We start from the raw sequence: 14,707 nt of genomic DNA on the forward strand, positions 1-14,707 counted from the left end.
CCCATTATCCACAGCTATCCCCAACCGACGAAGCAACCCCGACTCGCGCCACTGGGGTAGGAAGGGGCGATGAACAATTTCGCCGCCTCGCCCACCGACGGGCTGCTCGGACTCTCGCAACGCCTGCCCCCGGCCAATCTCGAGGCCGAGCAGGCGCTGCTCGGCGCGCTGCTGGCCAACAACAAGGCCTATGAACGCGTCAGCGAATTCCTCGCCGGCGAACACTTCGCGGACGCCGTGCATGGGCGCATCTACAGCGCCATCCAGCGCCGCATCGAGGCCGGGCAGCTGGCCGATGCGGTGACGCTGCGCGCCGAATTCGAACATTCCGGCCTGCTCGACGAGGTCGGCGGCCCGGCCTATCTCGCCCAGCTCCTCGGCGCCATGGTCGGCATCATCAATGCCGGCGAATATGGCCGCGTCATCCACGACGCCTGGCTGCGCCGGCAATTGGTGGATCTCGGCGAGACCATGGTGAACCGCGCCTTCGGGGCGGAGCCCGAGCTCGACGGCAAGCTCCAGCTCGAGGCCGGCGAACAGGCGCTGTTCGACCTCTCCAAGGCGGGCGAGAGCGGCGGCGGCTTCGTGACCTTCGAACGCGCACTCGCCACCGCCGTGCAGCATGCCGAGAAGGCCTTCTCCAACCCCGGCGGCGTGGCGGGGCTCTCAACGGGGCTGCGCGACCTCGACGCCAAGCTCGGCGGCCTGCACCAATCGGACCTGCTGATCCTCGCGGGCCGTCCCGGCATGGGCAAGACCGCGCTGGCCACCAAGATCGCCTTTGGCGCGGCGCGCACGGTGCTGCGCACGGCGCGCGAGCGCGACCCCAACGCGGTGCCGCGCGGCGGCGTGGCGATCTTCTCGCTGGAAATGAGCTGCGACCAGCTCGCCACCCGCCTGCTGTCTGAAGAAAGCCGCATCTCGGGCGACCGGATCCGGCGCGGCGAGATCAGCCAGCGGGATTTCGACCGCTTCCTCGATGTCAGCCGCGAATTGCAGGCGCTGCCGCTGTTCATCGACGATACGCCCGCCATCACCATCAGCGCGCTGCGCACGCGCTGCCGTCGGCTGCAGCGCACCAAGGGGCTCGACCTCATCGTGGTGGACTACCTGCAGCTGATGCGCCCCGCCGCCGGCCAGAAGCCGGAGAACCGCGTGCAGGAGATCAGCCAGATCACCCAGGGGCTGAAGGCCATCGCCAAGGAATTGTCGGTGCCCGTCATCGCGCTGTCGCAGCTCTCCCGCGCCGTCGAGCAGCGCGAGGACAAGCGCCCGCAGCTGGCCGACCTGCGCGAATCCGGCTCGATCGAGCAGGATGCCGACGTGGTGATGTTCATCTACCGCGACGAATACTACCTGCAGCAGCGCCAGCCGAAGGACCTCAACTTCGACAATCCGCAGAAGCTCCAGGAAGCCATGGAGAAGTGGCAGAAGGACATGGAGGAGGCGCACAACAAGGCCGAGCTGATCCTCGCCAAGCAGCGCCACGGCCCGACCGGCACGATCCGCCTGTTCTTCGAGGCCGAGTTCACCCGCTTCGGCGACCTCGATACGCAGCATGTGGGAGGGTATGGGGATTAGGGCACAAGCGATCGGGCCGCGGCGCGCCGGGCAGGCGATCCTGCATGTTGATCTCGCCGCGATCGTCGCGAATTGGCGCGATCTCGGCACGATCCATGGCGCGCCCTGTGCGGGCGTGGTGAAGGCGGATGCCTATGGGCTCGGCGCGGCCGCCGTGGCCCGCGCGCTGCGCGATGCGGGCTGCACCATTTTCTTCGTGGCGCATCTGATCGAAGGCCTCGCGCTGCGCGAGGCCCTGGGCCCCGAACCCGACATCCTCGTGCTCGATGGCTTCCCGCCCGGCGCGGATGAGGGCGCGCGGCTCTGGCCGGTGCTGAACCATCTCGGCGATGTCGCGGACCACGCCCGCGCCGGCAGCAACGCCGTGCTGCATCTCGACACCGGCATGGCGCGGCTCGGCCTCGATGCGCGCGAGCAGGCGGTGCTGGCGGAGGATCGCACGCGTCTCGCGGGTCTCGACCTGCGCTTCGTGATGACGCATCTCGCCTGCGCGGATGAGCCGGCGCATCCGCTGAACGCGATCCAGGCGGCGCGTTTCGCCGCCGCCGCCGATCGCATCGCGCCCGGCGTGCCCAGGAGTTTCGCGAATTCCTCGGGCATCTTCCTCGGCCCGGATTACCGCTCCGCCCTCGCCCGGCCGGGCTGTGCGCTCTACGGCATCAACCCCACACCGGCCGAAGCCAACCCGATGCGCCAGGTGGCGCGTGTCGAGGCGGAGATCCTGCAGATTCGGGACATCGCCGCCGGCGACACGGTGGGCTATGGCGCCTCCTGGACCGCGCCGGGGCCGCGGCGGATCGCCACCGTTGCGGCGGGCTATGCCGATGGCTACCTTCGCAGCCTGTCTGGCCGGTCGCTCGGGATCCTCCGGGGCCAGGCCGTGCCACTGGTGGGCCGGGTTTCGATGGATCTGACGACCTTCGACGTGACCGAGGTGCCGGGCGCCGAAGCAGGCGATCGCCTGCTGCTGATTGGTGGCCCCGGCAACACGCCGGACGACATCGCGGCCCGCGCGGGGACCATCGGCTATGAGGTGCTGACCTCGCTCGGCGCGCGCTACCATCGCATTTATGGCGACACATGATCGAAGCCGATCATGTGCCCCTCAAACGCCGGGCGCTGGGCATCCGCCCAGCTTGGCTTCGCGGCATAGGCCGCGGCGGCCATTCGGCCGCTCGTCCGGCGAAGTGCGCCGGCCGCCCACATCGGGACGCCTGAGACCTTGGAGCGCACCCTCGACTTCACTGCCGGCATCGGCCGCGCCGCCATCGGCCTGCTGCGCGGCGTCGGCGCCATCGCCTTGTTCGCCCTGGAAGCGATCAGCCATCTGCTGCGCCCGCCCTTCTATGGCCGGCTCTTCCTCAAGGCCTTCATCGAGATCGCCTGGTTCAGCCTGCCCGTGGTGGCGCTGACGGCCGTCTTCACCGGCATGGTGCTCGCCCTGCAATCCTATACCGGCTTTGCGCGGTTCAACGCCGAGGGCGCGGTGGCGAATGTGGTGGTGCTCTCCATCACGCGCGAGCTTGGCCCCGTGCTGGCGGGGCTGATGGTGGCGGGGCGGATCGGCGCGGCCTTCGCGGCCGAGATCGGCACGATGCGCGTCACCGACCAGATCGACGCGCTGACCACGCTCTCGACCAACCCGATGAAGTATCTGGTCGCCCCCCGGCTGCTCGCCGGCACGCTGGCGCTGCCGCTCCTGGTGGTGGTGGCGGATACGCTGGGCGTGATGGGCGGCTGGCTGATCGGCACCACGCAGCTCGGTTTCGCCTCGGGCGCCTATCTCAAGGCGACCTTCGACTTCCTGCAATTCTCGGACGTCTTCTCGGGTCTGGTGAAGGCCGCCGTCTTCGGCTTCATCGTCACGCTGATGGGCTGCTGGTGCGGCTACAATTCGGGCGGCGGGGCGCAGGGCGTGGGCCGGGCCACGACGACCGCCGTGGTCAGCAGTTCGATCCTCATCCTCGCCTTCGACTACATCCTCACCTCGATCTTCTTCGCCCGATGAGCGAGGTGCCTAAGATCCGCCTGCGCGGCGTGAAGAAATCCTTCGGGCCCAAGGCGGTGCTGGACGGCGTCGATCTCGACATCCGCGCGGGGCATTCGATGGTGATCCTGGGCGGGTCGGGCAGCGGCAAGTCGGTGACGCTGAAATGCGTCCTCGGCCTGATCACGCCCGATGCGGGGCTGATCGAGGTGGATGGCCGCGACCTCTCCACCATGACGCGCACGGAACGTGAGGCGCTGGGCGATCGCATCGGCATGCTGTTCCAGAACGGCGCGCTGTTCGATTCGCTCCCGGTCTGGGAGAATGTCTGCTTCAAGCTGCTCGCCCAGCGCCGCATCACCCGCCGCGCGGCGCGCGACAAGGCGGCGGAGGTGCTGGCGCAGGTCGGCCTCGCGGCGAGTGTCGGTGATCTTTCGCCGGCGGAATTGTCGGGCGGCATGCAGAAACGCGTGGGCCTCGCCCGCGCCATCGCCGCCGAGCCCGACATCATCTTCTTCGATGAGCCCACCACGGGGCTCGACCCCATCATGGGTGCGGTGATCGACGGGCTGATCGTGGATTGCGTGAAGCGCCTGGGTGCGACCGCCGTCTCCATCACGCATGACATGGCCAGCGCCCGGCGCATCGGCGACGACGCCGCGATGATCTACAAGGGCCGGATCGTCTGGTGCGGGCAGGCGAGCACGCTCGGCGACACCGGCAACGCGATGGTGGACCAGTTCGCGCGCGGCGAGCGCGAGGGGCCGATCCAGATGGAATTGCGGAAGTAGCGTGGCCAAGCCCGCCACCCGCTACGTCTGCCAATCCTGCGGCGCGGTGAGCGCGAAATGGCAGGGGCGCTGCGATGCCTGCGGCGAGTGGAACACCCTCACCGAGGAGATTTCCGAGATTCGCGGGCCTGGGCCGGCGGGTAAATCCGCCGGCGGGCGGCGCGTGGAGTTCGTCGGCCTCAAGGGCCATACGCCGCCGCCGCCGCGCATCCTGACGGGCCTTGCGGAATTCGACCGCGTGCTGGGCGGGGGCATCGTTCCGGGGAGTGCCATTCTCGTCGGCGGCGATCCGGGCATCGGCAAATCGACCATCCTGTTGCAGACGGCGGCGCGCATCGCGGCCTCCGGCAAGCGCGCGCTCTACGTCTCGGGTGAGGAGGCGGTGGCGCAGGTGCGGCTGCGCGCCGCAAGGCTGGGCCTGTCGGACTCCCCGATGGGCCTCGCCGCCGCAACGGCGCTGCGCGACATCGTGGCGAGCCTGGAGGGTGAGGCGGATGCGGCCGTCGTCGTCATCGATTCCATCCAGACCGTCTGGCTCGATGCGCTGGATTCCGCGCCCGGCACGGTCAGCCAGGTGCGCGCCTGCGCGGCGGAGCTGATCCGCCTGGCCAAGGCGCGCGGCTTCGCCGTGGTGCTGGTGGGGCATGTGACGAAGGAGGGCACGCTGGCCGGGCCGCGCGTGCTCGAGCACATGGTCGATGCCACGCTCTATTTCGAAGGCGATCGCGGCCACCAGTTCCGCATCCTGCGCGCCGTGAAGAACCGCTATGGCGCCACCGACGAGATCGGCGTCTTCGAGATGACCGAGCGCGGGCTGATGGAGGTGGCCAACCCCTCCGCGCTGTTCCTCGCGGAGCGGCGCGGCAATGTCTCGGGCAGCGCGGTCTTCGCGGGCGTGGAGGGCACGCGCCCGGTGCTGGTGGAGGTGCAGTGCCTGCTCTCGCCGAGTTCGGGCGGCAGCCCGCGGCGGCAGGTGGTGGGCTGGGACAGCGGGCGGCTCGCGATGCTGCTGGCGGTGCTGGAGACGCGCTGCGGGCTGGGGCTCGGGCAGAACGACGTCTATCTGAACGTGGCGGGGGGCCTGCGCATCGTGGAGCCTGCGGCGGACCTCGCCGTGGCAGCCGCCCTCGTTTCGGCCGCGACGGACCGGCCGACGGACCCCGGCGCGGTCTATTTCGGCGAGGTCGGGCTCTCGGGCGAGGTGCGGCAGGTCAGCCAGGCCGAGGCGCGGCTGCGCGAGGCCCAGAAGCTCGGCTTCACCGCCGCGACGTTGCCGCGCCGCGTCGCCCGCGGCAGCGCCCCGCCGGCGGCGATCCCGGGGATGAAGCTGTCCGAGATCGGCCACATGGCGGACCTCGTGGCGGTCTTCGCGGCGAAGACGGTGAAGAAGGGGCCGGGCGCTACTTCGCCAGGGCCTACTTCCCCTGGGCCTTCTGCATCGCCCGGACGTAGTTGAGCAGCACGCCGTTCATCATCGTCTGGTAGCCCGGCCCCTGGGCGCGGAAGTAGTCCACCACCTCCGCATCCAGCCGCAGCGAGATCAGCTTCTTCGGCCCCTTGGGCAGCACCGGAAGGGCGAAGAACGTCCAATCCGCCGGGGGTTCGAGCAGCTTCGGATCGCTGTCGGGATCCTCGGCGATGGCACGCTCGAGATCCGCCTCGGTCATGGCGTCGAGGCGCGCCCAATCGGTCTTGCTCTCGCCGCGCGCCTGCAGGGCGAGGAGTTGCTCAGCCGTGTAGCGCCTGATGTCTTCGTCTTTCCCCATCGCGCGCCCTCCTGAAGGACATGATGCGCCACGCGTCGCCGCGCGGCGTGTAGACAAGGGTCAAATAGTGCAACCCGATCCGGCCGATCACGCGGAAGCGCGCGGCGTCAGTGCCGGGATGCGTCGGCTCGATCACATGGAGCCCCGCGAGCAACATCGTCGCATCCGCGAAGTCCAGGCCGTGTTTCGAAAGGTTGAGGGCGCGCTTCTTCTCGTCCCATTCCAACTCCATCGGGGTTCCCCAAAATTCACTCGGCCCGTCCTGTGGTCAGACGCGGAACGGACTAGAACTCCCCCATGGCATTTAACGTAGCTACATCCGTAGCTACAATCAACTCCTCAGATCATCGCCATCCCGCCATTCACATGCAGCGTCTGCCCCGTCACCCAGGCCGCCTCGGCGCTGGCGAGGTAGACCACGGCCGCCGCGATGTCCTCCGGCGTGCCCATGCGCTGCGTCGGGATGCGCGACATCAGCGTGGTGCGGGCGGCCTCAGGCAGATTTTCGGTCATCGCAGTCTTCACGAAGCCCGGCGCCACCACATTCACCGTGACACCGCGCGTCGCCACTTCCTGGGCGAGCGACTTGCTCATCCCGATCAACCCGGCCTTGGCGGCGGAATAATTCGCCTGCCCCGCATTGCCCGTCACGCCGACAATGGAGGCGATGGAAACGATCCGCCCGTTGCGGCGCTTCATCATCCCGCGCAGCGCCGAGCGCGCCAGGCGGAAGGGCGCGGTCAGGTCGAGTTCCAGCACCGCATTCCAATCCGCATCGCCCATGCGCAGCGCCAGCATGTCGCGCGTGAAGCCGGCATTGTTCACCAGGATGTCAAGCGAGCCGAGCGCGCCCTCCACCTGCTCCACCAGCGCGGCTGGGGCGGCTGCGTCGGCGAGGTCGGCCGGGGCGACCAGCACCCGCGCCCCACCCAGGGATTCAGCGACGCGGGCCAGTTCGGCCTCACGCCGGCCGGTGAGCGCGACGGTGGCGCCTTGCGCATGCAGCGCGCGGGCGATGGCCTCGCCAATGCCGCCCGTGGCGCCGGTGACCAGCGCCACCTTGCCGGTGAGATCGAACATGAGCGTGTCCTTCAGACGGTCTTGAGGAAGGCTTCGATGTCGGCGGGCGTGTTGATGGCGCTCGCCGTGGCATCGGGCATCAGGCGCTTCATCAGCCCCGTCAGCACCTTGCCCGAACCCACCTCCACGAAGCGATCGCAGCCCATGGCCCCCATCGCGAGGATGCATTCGCGCCAGCGCACCGTGCCGGTCACCTGGCGCACCAGCAGGGCGCGGATCTCGGCCGGGTCGGTCGCCTTGGCGGCGGTGACATTCGCCACCACCGGCACGCGCGGCGCGGCCATCGTCGCCCGCTCCAGCGCCTCGGCCATCGCATCGGCGGCCGGCGCCATCATGGCGCAATGGAACGGGGCCGAGACCGGCAGCTTCATCGCGCGCTTCACGCCCGCGGCCTTCGCGGCCTCGATGGCGCGATCCACCGCCGCGGTCGCGCCCGAGACCACGATCTGCCCGCCGCCATTGTCGTTCGCGACCTCGACCACCTGCTTCCTGCCCGTCGCCGGATCCGTCGCGGCCTCGGCGCAGATGGCCAGGGCCTGCTCCATCTCGGCACCCAGCAGGGCGGCCATCGCCCCCTCGCCGGGTGGGACGGCCTTCTGCATCGCCTCGCCACGCAGGCGCAAAAGCCGCGCGGCGGTCGGCACGTCGAAGGCGCCGGCGGCGGCCAGGGCCGCGTATTCGCCAAGCGAATGCCCCGCCACCAGCGCCACCTTGGCGCCCAGCGAGAAGCCGCCCTCGGCCTCCAGCACCCGCAGCACGGCCAGCGAGACGGCCATCAGCGCCGGCTGGGCGTTGGCGGTCAGAGTCAGTTCCTCCGCCGGGCCCTCGAACATCAGCTTGGACAGCTTCTGGTTCAGCGTGTCGTCCACCTCCTGGAAGAGGTGACGGGCGGCGGGGAAGGCGGCGGCGAGGTCGCGGCCCATGCCGGGGGCCTGGCTGCCCTGGCCAGGAAAGGTGAAGGCGAGCGCCATTTTGCTTCGTGTGACCCTGCGATGAAACTCGCGCGGCCTAGGGCCGCGGATGGGGCGCCGTCAAGGCCCGAAGCACCTGGGACGCCCGGCACGTTCCCGGCACATCCCGGTGATGGACCCGACTGGCACGGCGTGTTGCGCTGCCGATCCAGAATAGGGGAAGCGCATCATGGCCAAAGCCCTTGCCACCCTGACCCTCGGCGCGAGCCTGCTCGCCCTGCCGGCCGCGGCCCAGCAGCCGACGATGGAAGACCTCATGCGCCGGATCGAGGCGCTGCAACGCCGCGTCGATGAGCTGGAGGGGGCGCGCCGCCAGCCGGCCGCCGCCCCGGCGCCGCGCCCGCGCTCGCCTGCCGTCGTGGCGCCCGTGGCGACCCCCGCGCCCCCGCCGCCGCCTGCCCCGGCGCCGACCCTGGCGCGCGCGCCGGCCCGCACGCCCACGCCGCCCGTCGCCCCCTATCCGGCGCTGCAGCCCTACAACCCCGACGACCCGGCCCGCGACCAGCCCCGCGCCACCCCGACCCCGCGCCCGCCCGCGGAAATCCGCGCCGAGGTGGATGAGGCGCTGCGCGGCAGCCTCGATGGGCTGGCCATGCGCGTGCCCAATACCGATACCTCCGTGCGGCTCTACGGCTTCGTGCGCTTCACCGGCTATCGCGACTTCAACGGCCGCAACCAGACCGATGCGGCTGCCGTGCAGAACATCCCGCTCAATGGCAGCGCCGCCGACCGCCAGGGCGGCGATGGCGACTACACGGCGCGCGGGTCGCGCATCGGCGTCGATACGCGCACGCCCACCCATCTCGGCCAGCTCGACACCACGATCGAGGCCGATTTCCGCGGCGAGATCTCGCCCGGCGGAGACCTCGCCTTCCGGCTCCGCCTCGCCTTTGCCGAGCTGACCCAGGGCGATTGGCGCTTCCTGCTCGGCCAGGCCAACAGCCTGTGGAACGATGGCGTGTTCGAGGCCTATCACGACGCCACCAACCTCAACCAATCCTTCGTCCGCCAGGCGCAGCTGCGGCTCTCCCGCCGCTTCGGGGAGAACCTGACGGCGCAGGTCTCGCTGGAGGCGCCGGGGGCGGACCTGACCACCTCGCGCGGCGCGATCACGCCCAGCACGCGGCTCGACGGCGCGGCGAGCCCGGCCTTCGAGGAATTCCCCGACATCGCCGGCCGCCTCACCTGGCGCGACGCCGACAACGAGTTCGTCCTGCGCGGGCTGCTGCGCCAGATCACGCTGCGGCCGGAGGGCACCACCTTCGGCCCCGCCCCGGAGAAGGACGTGCTGGGCTATGGCGTGGCGGCGCAGGCGCGCCTCAGGCTCGGCCAGTTCCTGCCCGCCCTGGGCCGCGACGAGTTCTCGGTGATGGGCTTCTACGGCGAAGGGCTGGGCCGCTACATGGCCGGCAACAGCTTCGGGCTGGGGGCGGTCTCCAACATCGGCATGACCGGGTCCAGCGACTACAGCCTGGACACGGTGCCGAGCTATGGCGGGCTCGTGGCCTATCGGCATTTCTGGTCGCCGACGCTGCGCTCCAACCTGGCCTATTCCTATGCGCGGCAGGATTTCCCCAGCTATGTCAGCGGCTTCACCCCGGGCTCGGCGGCCGCGCTGTCGATGAACCGGGAGATGCAGCAGGTGATCGCCAACATCATCTGGAGTCCCTTCGCCGAGCGCACCACCACGCGCCAGCCCTTCGGCTGGTTCGACATGGGCCTCGAATATGTCTGGAGCCGGCGCGAGCTCGAGGGCGGCGCCGCCGCGGCCGGGCCGGGGGTGCAGGGCACTGGCGAGGCGAACCGCATCGTGGCCTTCGGCGTGGCACGGTTCTGAGGACTCGCAGAACGCCTCTCGCATTCTGCAAGAGTCCGATATCCGGCAGCGAGCGGCGCACCGACGCCACAACCCAGGGTAGCGGCACGCCCTGAGCTTTTGCAAAATGCATGGCACGCCGGTCGCAACAGGGTCTCCAGAACCCGATGGAGACCACCATGCAGACGATCCGCCTTGGCAGCCTGGCCCGCGACACCCTGATCGGCAGCCTGCAGACCGATGACTGGTTCCAGGCCGGCGCCGGCGACGATGTGATGTTCGGCAATGGCGGCAACGACCTCTTCGACGGCGGCGCGGGCCATGACCGCATGCATGGCGGCAAGGGTGCCGACACCATGCTGGGCGGCGAGGGCAACGACACCGCCTATGCCGGCGCGGGCAACGACCTGGTCGAGGCTGGCGAGGGCAACGACAAGGTCTATGCCGGTACGGGGCATGACACGGTGCGTGGCGATGCGGGCGACGACCTGATCGAGGCCGGTTCGGGCAACGACCTCGTGCTCGGTGGTTCGGGCAGCGACGAGATCCAGGGCGAGGCCGGCAACGACACGATCCAGGGCGGCCAGGACAATGGCCGCCTGGTCTGGACCGGCGGCGTGAGCGAGGACGAGGGCGACAGCGAGGACGACGACAAGGGCGAGGACGAGGACGAAGGCGAGGACGACAAGGAAGACGACAAGGACGAAGACGGCGAGGAGTGCGCCATCGGGGCCACCAGCCTCGACTTCACCATCCGCGCGACGCATGACGGCTCCAAGCCCGGCAACCCCGGCGTGGCGGTCAACGTCACCGAGACCGGCGAGGGCAGCCTGCTCTTCAAGCTGACGGTCGAGCCGAACGGCAAGAACGTCGCCGATCTGCGCGGCCTCTTCTTCCAGATCGACAATGAGGACCTGGCCAAGACGCTCTCCGCCAAGGGCGAATGGGTCAGCAGCTTCAAGGGCGCCGAGGACGAGATCAGCAACCTCGGCGGCGGCGTGAACACCGAGGGCGTGAAGACCGGCCCCTTCGATTTCGGCCTCTCCTTCGGCACCAGCGGCATCGGCAAGGATGATGTGCGGGAAGCCAGCTTCACCCTGTTCTCGAGCAAGGGCCCGATCGGCCTCGACCTGCTGGAGAACATGGATTTCGCCGCCCGCCTGACCTCCTTCGGCGCCGAGGGCGGCAAGCGCGACGGCAGCCTCAAGCTCATCGGCAATGCCGGCGAGATCGAGAAGAGCGTCTGCGAGGCCCCGGAGAAGGCCGAGCCGGCCGCCCCTGCCCCCGCCGCCGCCCCCGCCGCCGAGAAGGCGCCTGCCGCGCCGGCGCCGCTGACGCTCTCCGAGGTGGTGATCGGCGACAACCTCTACGGCAATGAGGGCCGCGACACCTTCATCTTCGAGAGGGGCGACGGCGTGGACCTGATCTGGGACTTCGAGGCCGGCGCCGACCTGCTCGACATCCGCGGCTATGCCAGCACGGATGTGGACGCCTTCACCTTCGTCTCGAAGGTCACGAACCTGGGCCGCGAGGGCGTGAACCCGCTCGATGCCGGCAGCCACCAGAAGCTGGCGCTGATCCTGGACGCTTCGGGCGACGCCATCATCTTCAACGACCTGGGCAATGAGGCCAGCAAGGCGGCGGCGGTGAAGTTCACCGACAAGACCATGTCGGTGAGCGAACTGCTGGCCAAGGCCGCCCCGGCCACCACCGCCGCGGCGGCCGCGACGCCGGCCGGGGACGAGGTCTCGGCGAAGATCGCCATCACCAACAGCTGGTGGGGCGGCTTCCAGGGCGAGATCGTGGTCACGGCCAAGGCCGACCTCACCGACTGGGACATCCTGCTGGGCTCGAAGTTCAACCTCAACAGCGTCTGGGGCGCCGAGCTCGGGGGCAAGAGCGCCGCGGCGGGCGGGACGCTGTTCGACCTGAACGACGCGAACTGGAACGGCACGCTCGCCGCCGGCCAGAGTGCAACCATCGGCTTCACCGCCGAGACCGGCTTCGCCGGCGTGATGGCCGCCCCCCAGATCCTGGAAAGCCTCTGGATCGGCTGAGGGTTTCATTGGGCGCGAAAATGTGGTGCAGAGCGGCGTGCGCCCCTGACCGGGGGCTCCGCCCTCTCACCCCTTCACGAAGGTTCCTCCGATGCCCCTGCTCCGAGTTGTCAAGCGCAAGCGCCGTGCGGCGATGGCTGCCCCCCAGGGCAATGACCTGCGCGCCGCCAAGGTGAAGGCGATGAAGCGCCTCAAGGCCAAGCGCCGCCGCGGGCTGTGAGTTCCAATCCCGCCGGTTGGCAGGGTGGGGGCGTCGGGATACAACCCGGCGCCCCTTTTTCGTTGGAACCCTGAGCCGATGCCCGCCTGGCAGTATGTCTATGTGATGAAAGACCTCACCAAGTCCTATCCGGGCGGGCGAGAGGTCTTCAAAGGCATCACCCTCTCCTTCCTGCCTGATGTGAAGATCGGCGTGCTCGGCCCGAACGGCGCCGGCAAGTCGACGCTGATGAAGATCATGGCCGGGCTCGACAAGGAATTCGGCGGCGAGGCCTGGGCTGCCGAGGGCGCGCGCGTGGGCTACCTGCCGCAGGAGCCCCACCTCAACCCGGACAAGACCGTCGGCGAGAATGTGATGGAGGCCTTCACCGAGCTCTCCGCCCAGCTCGCGCGTTTCAACGCGATCTCGGAAGAATTCGCCGAGCCGATGGACGACGACAAGATGAACGCGCTGCTCGCCGAACAGGCCGAGCTGCAGGAGAAGATCGACGCCGCCGAGGGCTGGGAGATCGACCGGCGCATCGAGATCGCCCTCGACGCGCTGCGCTGCCCGCCCTTCGACAGCAAGGTCGGCCATCTCTCGGGCGGTGAGCGCCGGCGCGTGGCCCTGTGCCGCCTGCTGCTGGAAAAGCCCGATCTGCTGCTGCTCGATGAGCCGACCAACCACCTGGATGCCGAGAGCGTCGCCTGGCTGGAGCAGACGCTGAAGGACTACAAGGGCGCGGTGCTGATCGTCACGCACGACCGCTACTTCCTCGACAACGTCACCAACTGGATCCTCGAGGTCGATCGCGGCCGGGGCTTCCCCTACCAGGGCAACTACTCCGCCTATCTCGACCAGAAGCGCAAGCGCCTGCAGCAGGAGGAGCGCGAGGAGAGCGCGCGCCAGCGCCAGTTGGCGAAGGAGCAGGAATGGATGGGCCGCAGCCCCGCGGCGCGCCAGGCCAAGTCCAAGGCGCGCATCGCGGCCTATGAGGACATGCTCGCCAAGAGCCAGGAGAAGGTCAGCTTCGAGGCCGAGATCGTCATCCCCCCCGCGCCGCGCCTGGGCAACACCGTCATCGTGGCGGAGGCGCTGCGCAAGGGCTATGGCAACCGCCTGCTGATCGACGATCTGAACTTCAAGCTGCCGCCGGGCGGCATCGTCGGCATCATCGGCCCGAACGGCGCGGGCAAGTCCACGCTGTTCAAGATGATCACCGGGCTGGAGACGCCCGATGGCGGCAAGCTGATCGTGGGTGATTCCGTGAAGCTCGGCTATGTGGACCAGTCGCGCGACAGCCTGGCGGACGACAAGACCGTCTGGCAGGAGATCTCGGACGGCATGGACCAGATCACCATCGGCAAGCGCACCATCCCGTCGCGCGCCTATGTCGCCGCCTTCAACTTCAAGGGTGCGGACCAGCAGAAGCGCGTGGGCGTGCTCTCGGGCGGTGAGCGCAACCGCGTGCACCTCGCGAAGATGCTCAAGCGCGAGCACAATGTGCTGCTGCTGGATGAGCCGACCAACGACCTCGACATCGACACGCTGCGCGCCCTGGAAGACGCGCTGGAGGAATTCGCCGGCTGCGCCGTGGTGATCAGCCACGACCGCTGGTTCCTCGACCGCCTCGCCACCCACATCCTGGCCTTCGAGGGCGACAGCCACGTCGAGTGGTTCGAGGGGAATTTCGAGGCCTACGAAGCGGATAAGCGACGTCGACTCGGCGCCGCGGCGGACCAGCCGCACCGCATCAAGTACCGCCCCCTGGCCCGGTAGGGCCTTGGTCACCGCACGGCTGGCGGAGGGCAACGGCATCACCACGGCGCGGCTCTCGCTGCGCCCGGTGGCGCCGGAGAACCTGCCCGACCTGATCCGCCTGAAGGGGGACGAGGCCGCCTTCGGACTCATGCTGCACGGCACCCGCACGCCCGAACGCGCGCGCGAGGAGCTGGAGGACGACATGGAGTTCTGGCTGGTGCGCGGCTACGGCACCTGGGCGGTCTATGAGCGCGAGACCGGGAACTTCCTCGGCATCGCCGGGCTGATGGAGCGCCCCGACGGGCGCGGCGTGGCGCTGCGCTTCGCGCTCTGGCCGGAATGCCGCGGCAAGGGCTATGCGCGAGAGGCCGCGCGGGCGGCGCTGGCCTTCGGCTTCCGCCGCGGCCTGGCCCGCATCGTCGCCGTGGCCTGGGAGGGCAACATGGCCTCGCGCGCGGTGCTGGGCGATCTCGGCATGACGCCATGCGACCGCTTCACCTATCGCGGGCGTGAGATGCTGGTCTTCGAAGCGCTCGCTTCATGAATTGATCATGGCCGCTGCGTCGAGCCGCCACGGATCGGCAACACAAAATTCCAACCACACAGAATAGACTCACCGTGTGTCGACGCGGCACCGACACAGACAGACGCAATATTGCTACGCGCAGCATGATCCGTGGCCGCCCTTGTGCCTCACG

At 69.3% G+C, this 14,707-nt stretch carries 14 protein-coding genes; 10 read left to right on the forward strand and 4 right to left on the reverse strand.

The features are described 5' to 3' along the window. Window positions 1-69: 69 nt before the first annotated feature. The 5 genes from AC2D9U_RS18105 to radA all read left to right on the forward strand — a co-directional run bounded on the left by AC2D9U_RS18105 (window position 70) and on the right by radA (window position 5,815). Entirely contained in the window at window positions 70-1,581 is a 1,512-nt protein-coding gene (locus tag AC2D9U_RS18105) for a replicative DNA helicase (RefSeq protein WP_484751602.1), read from the forward strand. Beyond that, window positions 1,571-2,665 carry an alanine racemase gene (alr, locus tag AC2D9U_RS18110; protein ID WP_484751603.1) on the forward strand — a complete coding sequence of 365 codons (1,095 nt, stop codon included), beginning with the start codon at window positions 1,571-1,573 and terminating at the stop codon, window positions 2,663-2,665. Before AC2D9U_RS18105 ends, alr begins: the two co-directional genes overlap by 11 nt. Window positions 2,666-2,803: 138 nt before the next feature. Beyond that, the gene (locus tag AC2D9U_RS18115; protein WP_484751604.1) at window positions 2,804-3,589 is read left to right on the forward strand and encodes an MlaE family ABC transporter permease; all 786 of its coding nucleotides are present in this window, start codon (window positions 2,804-2,806) and stop codon (window positions 3,587-3,589) included. Further along, the gene (locus tag AC2D9U_RS18120) at window positions 3,586-4,359 is read left to right on the forward strand and encodes an ABC transporter ATP-binding protein (RefSeq protein ID WP_484751605.1); all 774 of its coding nucleotides are present in this window, start codon (window positions 3,586-3,588) and stop codon (window positions 4,357-4,359) included. Before AC2D9U_RS18115 ends, AC2D9U_RS18120 begins: the two co-directional genes overlap by 4 nt. 1 nt (window position 4,360) lies before the next feature. Continuing rightward, window positions 4,361-5,815: a DNA repair protein RadA gene (gene radA / locus AC2D9U_RS18125; protein WP_484751606.1), complete on the forward strand. Its 1,455-nt coding sequence runs from the start codon at window positions 4,361-4,363 to the stop codon at window positions 5,813-5,815. On the opposite strand, the gene AC2D9U_RS18130 is transcribed toward radA, so the two are convergent. From AC2D9U_RS18130 to fabD, 4 genes are all read right to left on the reverse strand, one after another. After that, entirely contained in the window at window positions 5,775-6,125 is a 351-nt protein-coding gene (locus tag AC2D9U_RS18130; protein WP_484751607.1) for a BrnA antitoxin family protein, read from the reverse strand. The two genes, radA and AC2D9U_RS18130, sit on opposite strands and share 41 nt — an antisense overlap. Continuing rightward, window positions 6,088-6,357, reverse strand: coding sequence for a BrnT family toxin (locus AC2D9U_RS18135; RefSeq protein WP_484751608.1), 270 nt, complete (start codon window positions 6,355-6,357; stop codon window positions 6,088-6,090). Before AC2D9U_RS18135 ends, AC2D9U_RS18130 begins: the two co-directional genes overlap by 38 nt. A gap of 107 nt (window positions 6,358-6,464) precedes the next feature. Then, window positions 6,465-7,205, reverse strand: coding sequence for a 3-oxoacyl-[acyl-carrier-protein] reductase (fabG, locus tag AC2D9U_RS18140; protein WP_484751609.1), 741 nt, complete (start codon window positions 7,203-7,205; stop codon window positions 6,465-6,467). Window positions 7,206-7,216: 11 nt separating this feature from the next. After that, a complete protein-coding gene (gene fabD / locus AC2D9U_RS18145) occupies window positions 7,217-8,176 on the reverse strand; it encodes an ACP S-malonyltransferase (protein WP_484751610.1) in 960 nt (319 codons plus the stop codon). Window positions 8,177-8,345: 169 nt separating this feature from the next. On the opposite strand from fabD, the gene AC2D9U_RS18150 reads away from it, so the two are divergent. The 5 genes from AC2D9U_RS18150 to AC2D9U_RS18170 all read left to right on the forward strand — a co-directional run bounded on the left by AC2D9U_RS18150 (window position 8,346) and on the right by AC2D9U_RS18170 (window position 14,553). Continuing rightward, entirely contained in the window at window positions 8,346-10,013 is a 1,668-nt protein-coding gene (locus AC2D9U_RS18150) for a DcaP family trimeric outer membrane transporter (RefSeq protein WP_484751611.1), read from the forward strand. A 110-nt stretch (window positions 10,014-10,123) separates the two neighbouring features. After that, window positions 10,124-12,049, forward strand: a complete 1,926-nt coding sequence (locus AC2D9U_RS18155) for a cellulose binding domain-containing protein (protein ID WP_484751612.1) — start codon at window positions 10,124-10,126, stop codon at window positions 12,047-12,049. A gap of 91 nt (window positions 12,050-12,140) precedes the next feature. Then, on the forward strand, window positions 12,141-12,269 hold the full coding sequence (locus AC2D9U_RS18160) for a hypothetical protein (protein WP_484751613.1): 129 nt from the start codon (window positions 12,141-12,143) through the stop codon (window positions 12,267-12,269). A 78-nt stretch (window positions 12,270-12,347) separates the two neighbouring features. After that, window positions 12,348-14,027: an energy-dependent translational throttle protein EttA gene (ettA, locus tag AC2D9U_RS18165; protein ID WP_484751614.1), complete on the forward strand. Its 1,680-nt coding sequence runs from the start codon at window positions 12,348-12,350 to the stop codon at window positions 14,025-14,027. A 4-nt stretch (window positions 14,028-14,031) separates the two neighbouring features. After that, entirely contained in the window at window positions 14,032-14,553 is a 522-nt protein-coding gene (locus tag AC2D9U_RS18170; RefSeq protein ID WP_484751615.1) for a GNAT family N-acetyltransferase, read from the forward strand. The last annotated feature ends 154 nt before the right edge of the window (window positions 14,554-14,707 follow it).

The organism is Roseomonas sp. TF40 (genome assembly GCF_057219975.1).

Excerpts from the sequence above, each read along its gene's own strand:
- AC2D9U_RS18105 (WP_484751602.1), top strand. The coding sequence starts at position 70 with ATGAACAATTTCGCCGCCTCGCCCACCGACGGGCTGCTCGGACTCTCG.
- alr (WP_484751603.1), top strand. The coding sequence starts at position 1,571 with ATGGGGATTAGGGCACAAGCGATCGGGCCGCGGCGCGCCGGGCAGGCG.
- AC2D9U_RS18120 (WP_484751605.1), top strand. The coding sequence starts at position 3,586 with ATGAGCGAGGTGCCTAAGATCCGCCTGCGCGGCGTGAAGAAATCCTTC.
- AC2D9U_RS18130 (WP_484751607.1), bottom strand. The coding sequence starts at position 6,125 with ATGGGGAAAGACGAAGACATCAGGCGCTACACGGCTGAGCAACTCCTC.
- AC2D9U_RS18135 (WP_484751608.1), bottom strand. The coding sequence starts at position 6,357 with ATGGAGTTGGAATGGGACGAGAAGAAGCGCGCCCTCAACCTTTCGAAA.
- fabG (WP_484751609.1), bottom strand. The coding sequence starts at position 7,205 with ATGTTCGATCTCACCGGCAAGGTGGCGCTGGTCACCGGCGCCACGGGC.
- fabD (WP_484751610.1), bottom strand. The coding sequence starts at position 8,176 with ATGGCGCTCGCCTTCACCTTTCCTGGCCAGGGCAGCCAGGCCCCCGGC.
- AC2D9U_RS18150 (WP_484751611.1), top strand. The coding sequence starts at position 8,346 with ATGGCCAAAGCCCTTGCCACCCTGACCCTCGGCGCGAGCCTGCTCGCC.
- AC2D9U_RS18155 (WP_484751612.1), top strand. The coding sequence starts at position 10,124 with ATGGCACGCCGGTCGCAACAGGGTCTCCAGAACCCGATGGAGACCACC.
- AC2D9U_RS18160 (WP_484751613.1), top strand. The coding sequence starts at position 12,141 with ATGCCCCTGCTCCGAGTTGTCAAGCGCAAGCGCCGTGCGGCGATGGCT.
- ettA (WP_484751614.1), top strand. The coding sequence starts at position 12,348 with ATGCCCGCCTGGCAGTATGTCTATGTGATGAAAGACCTCACCAAGTCC.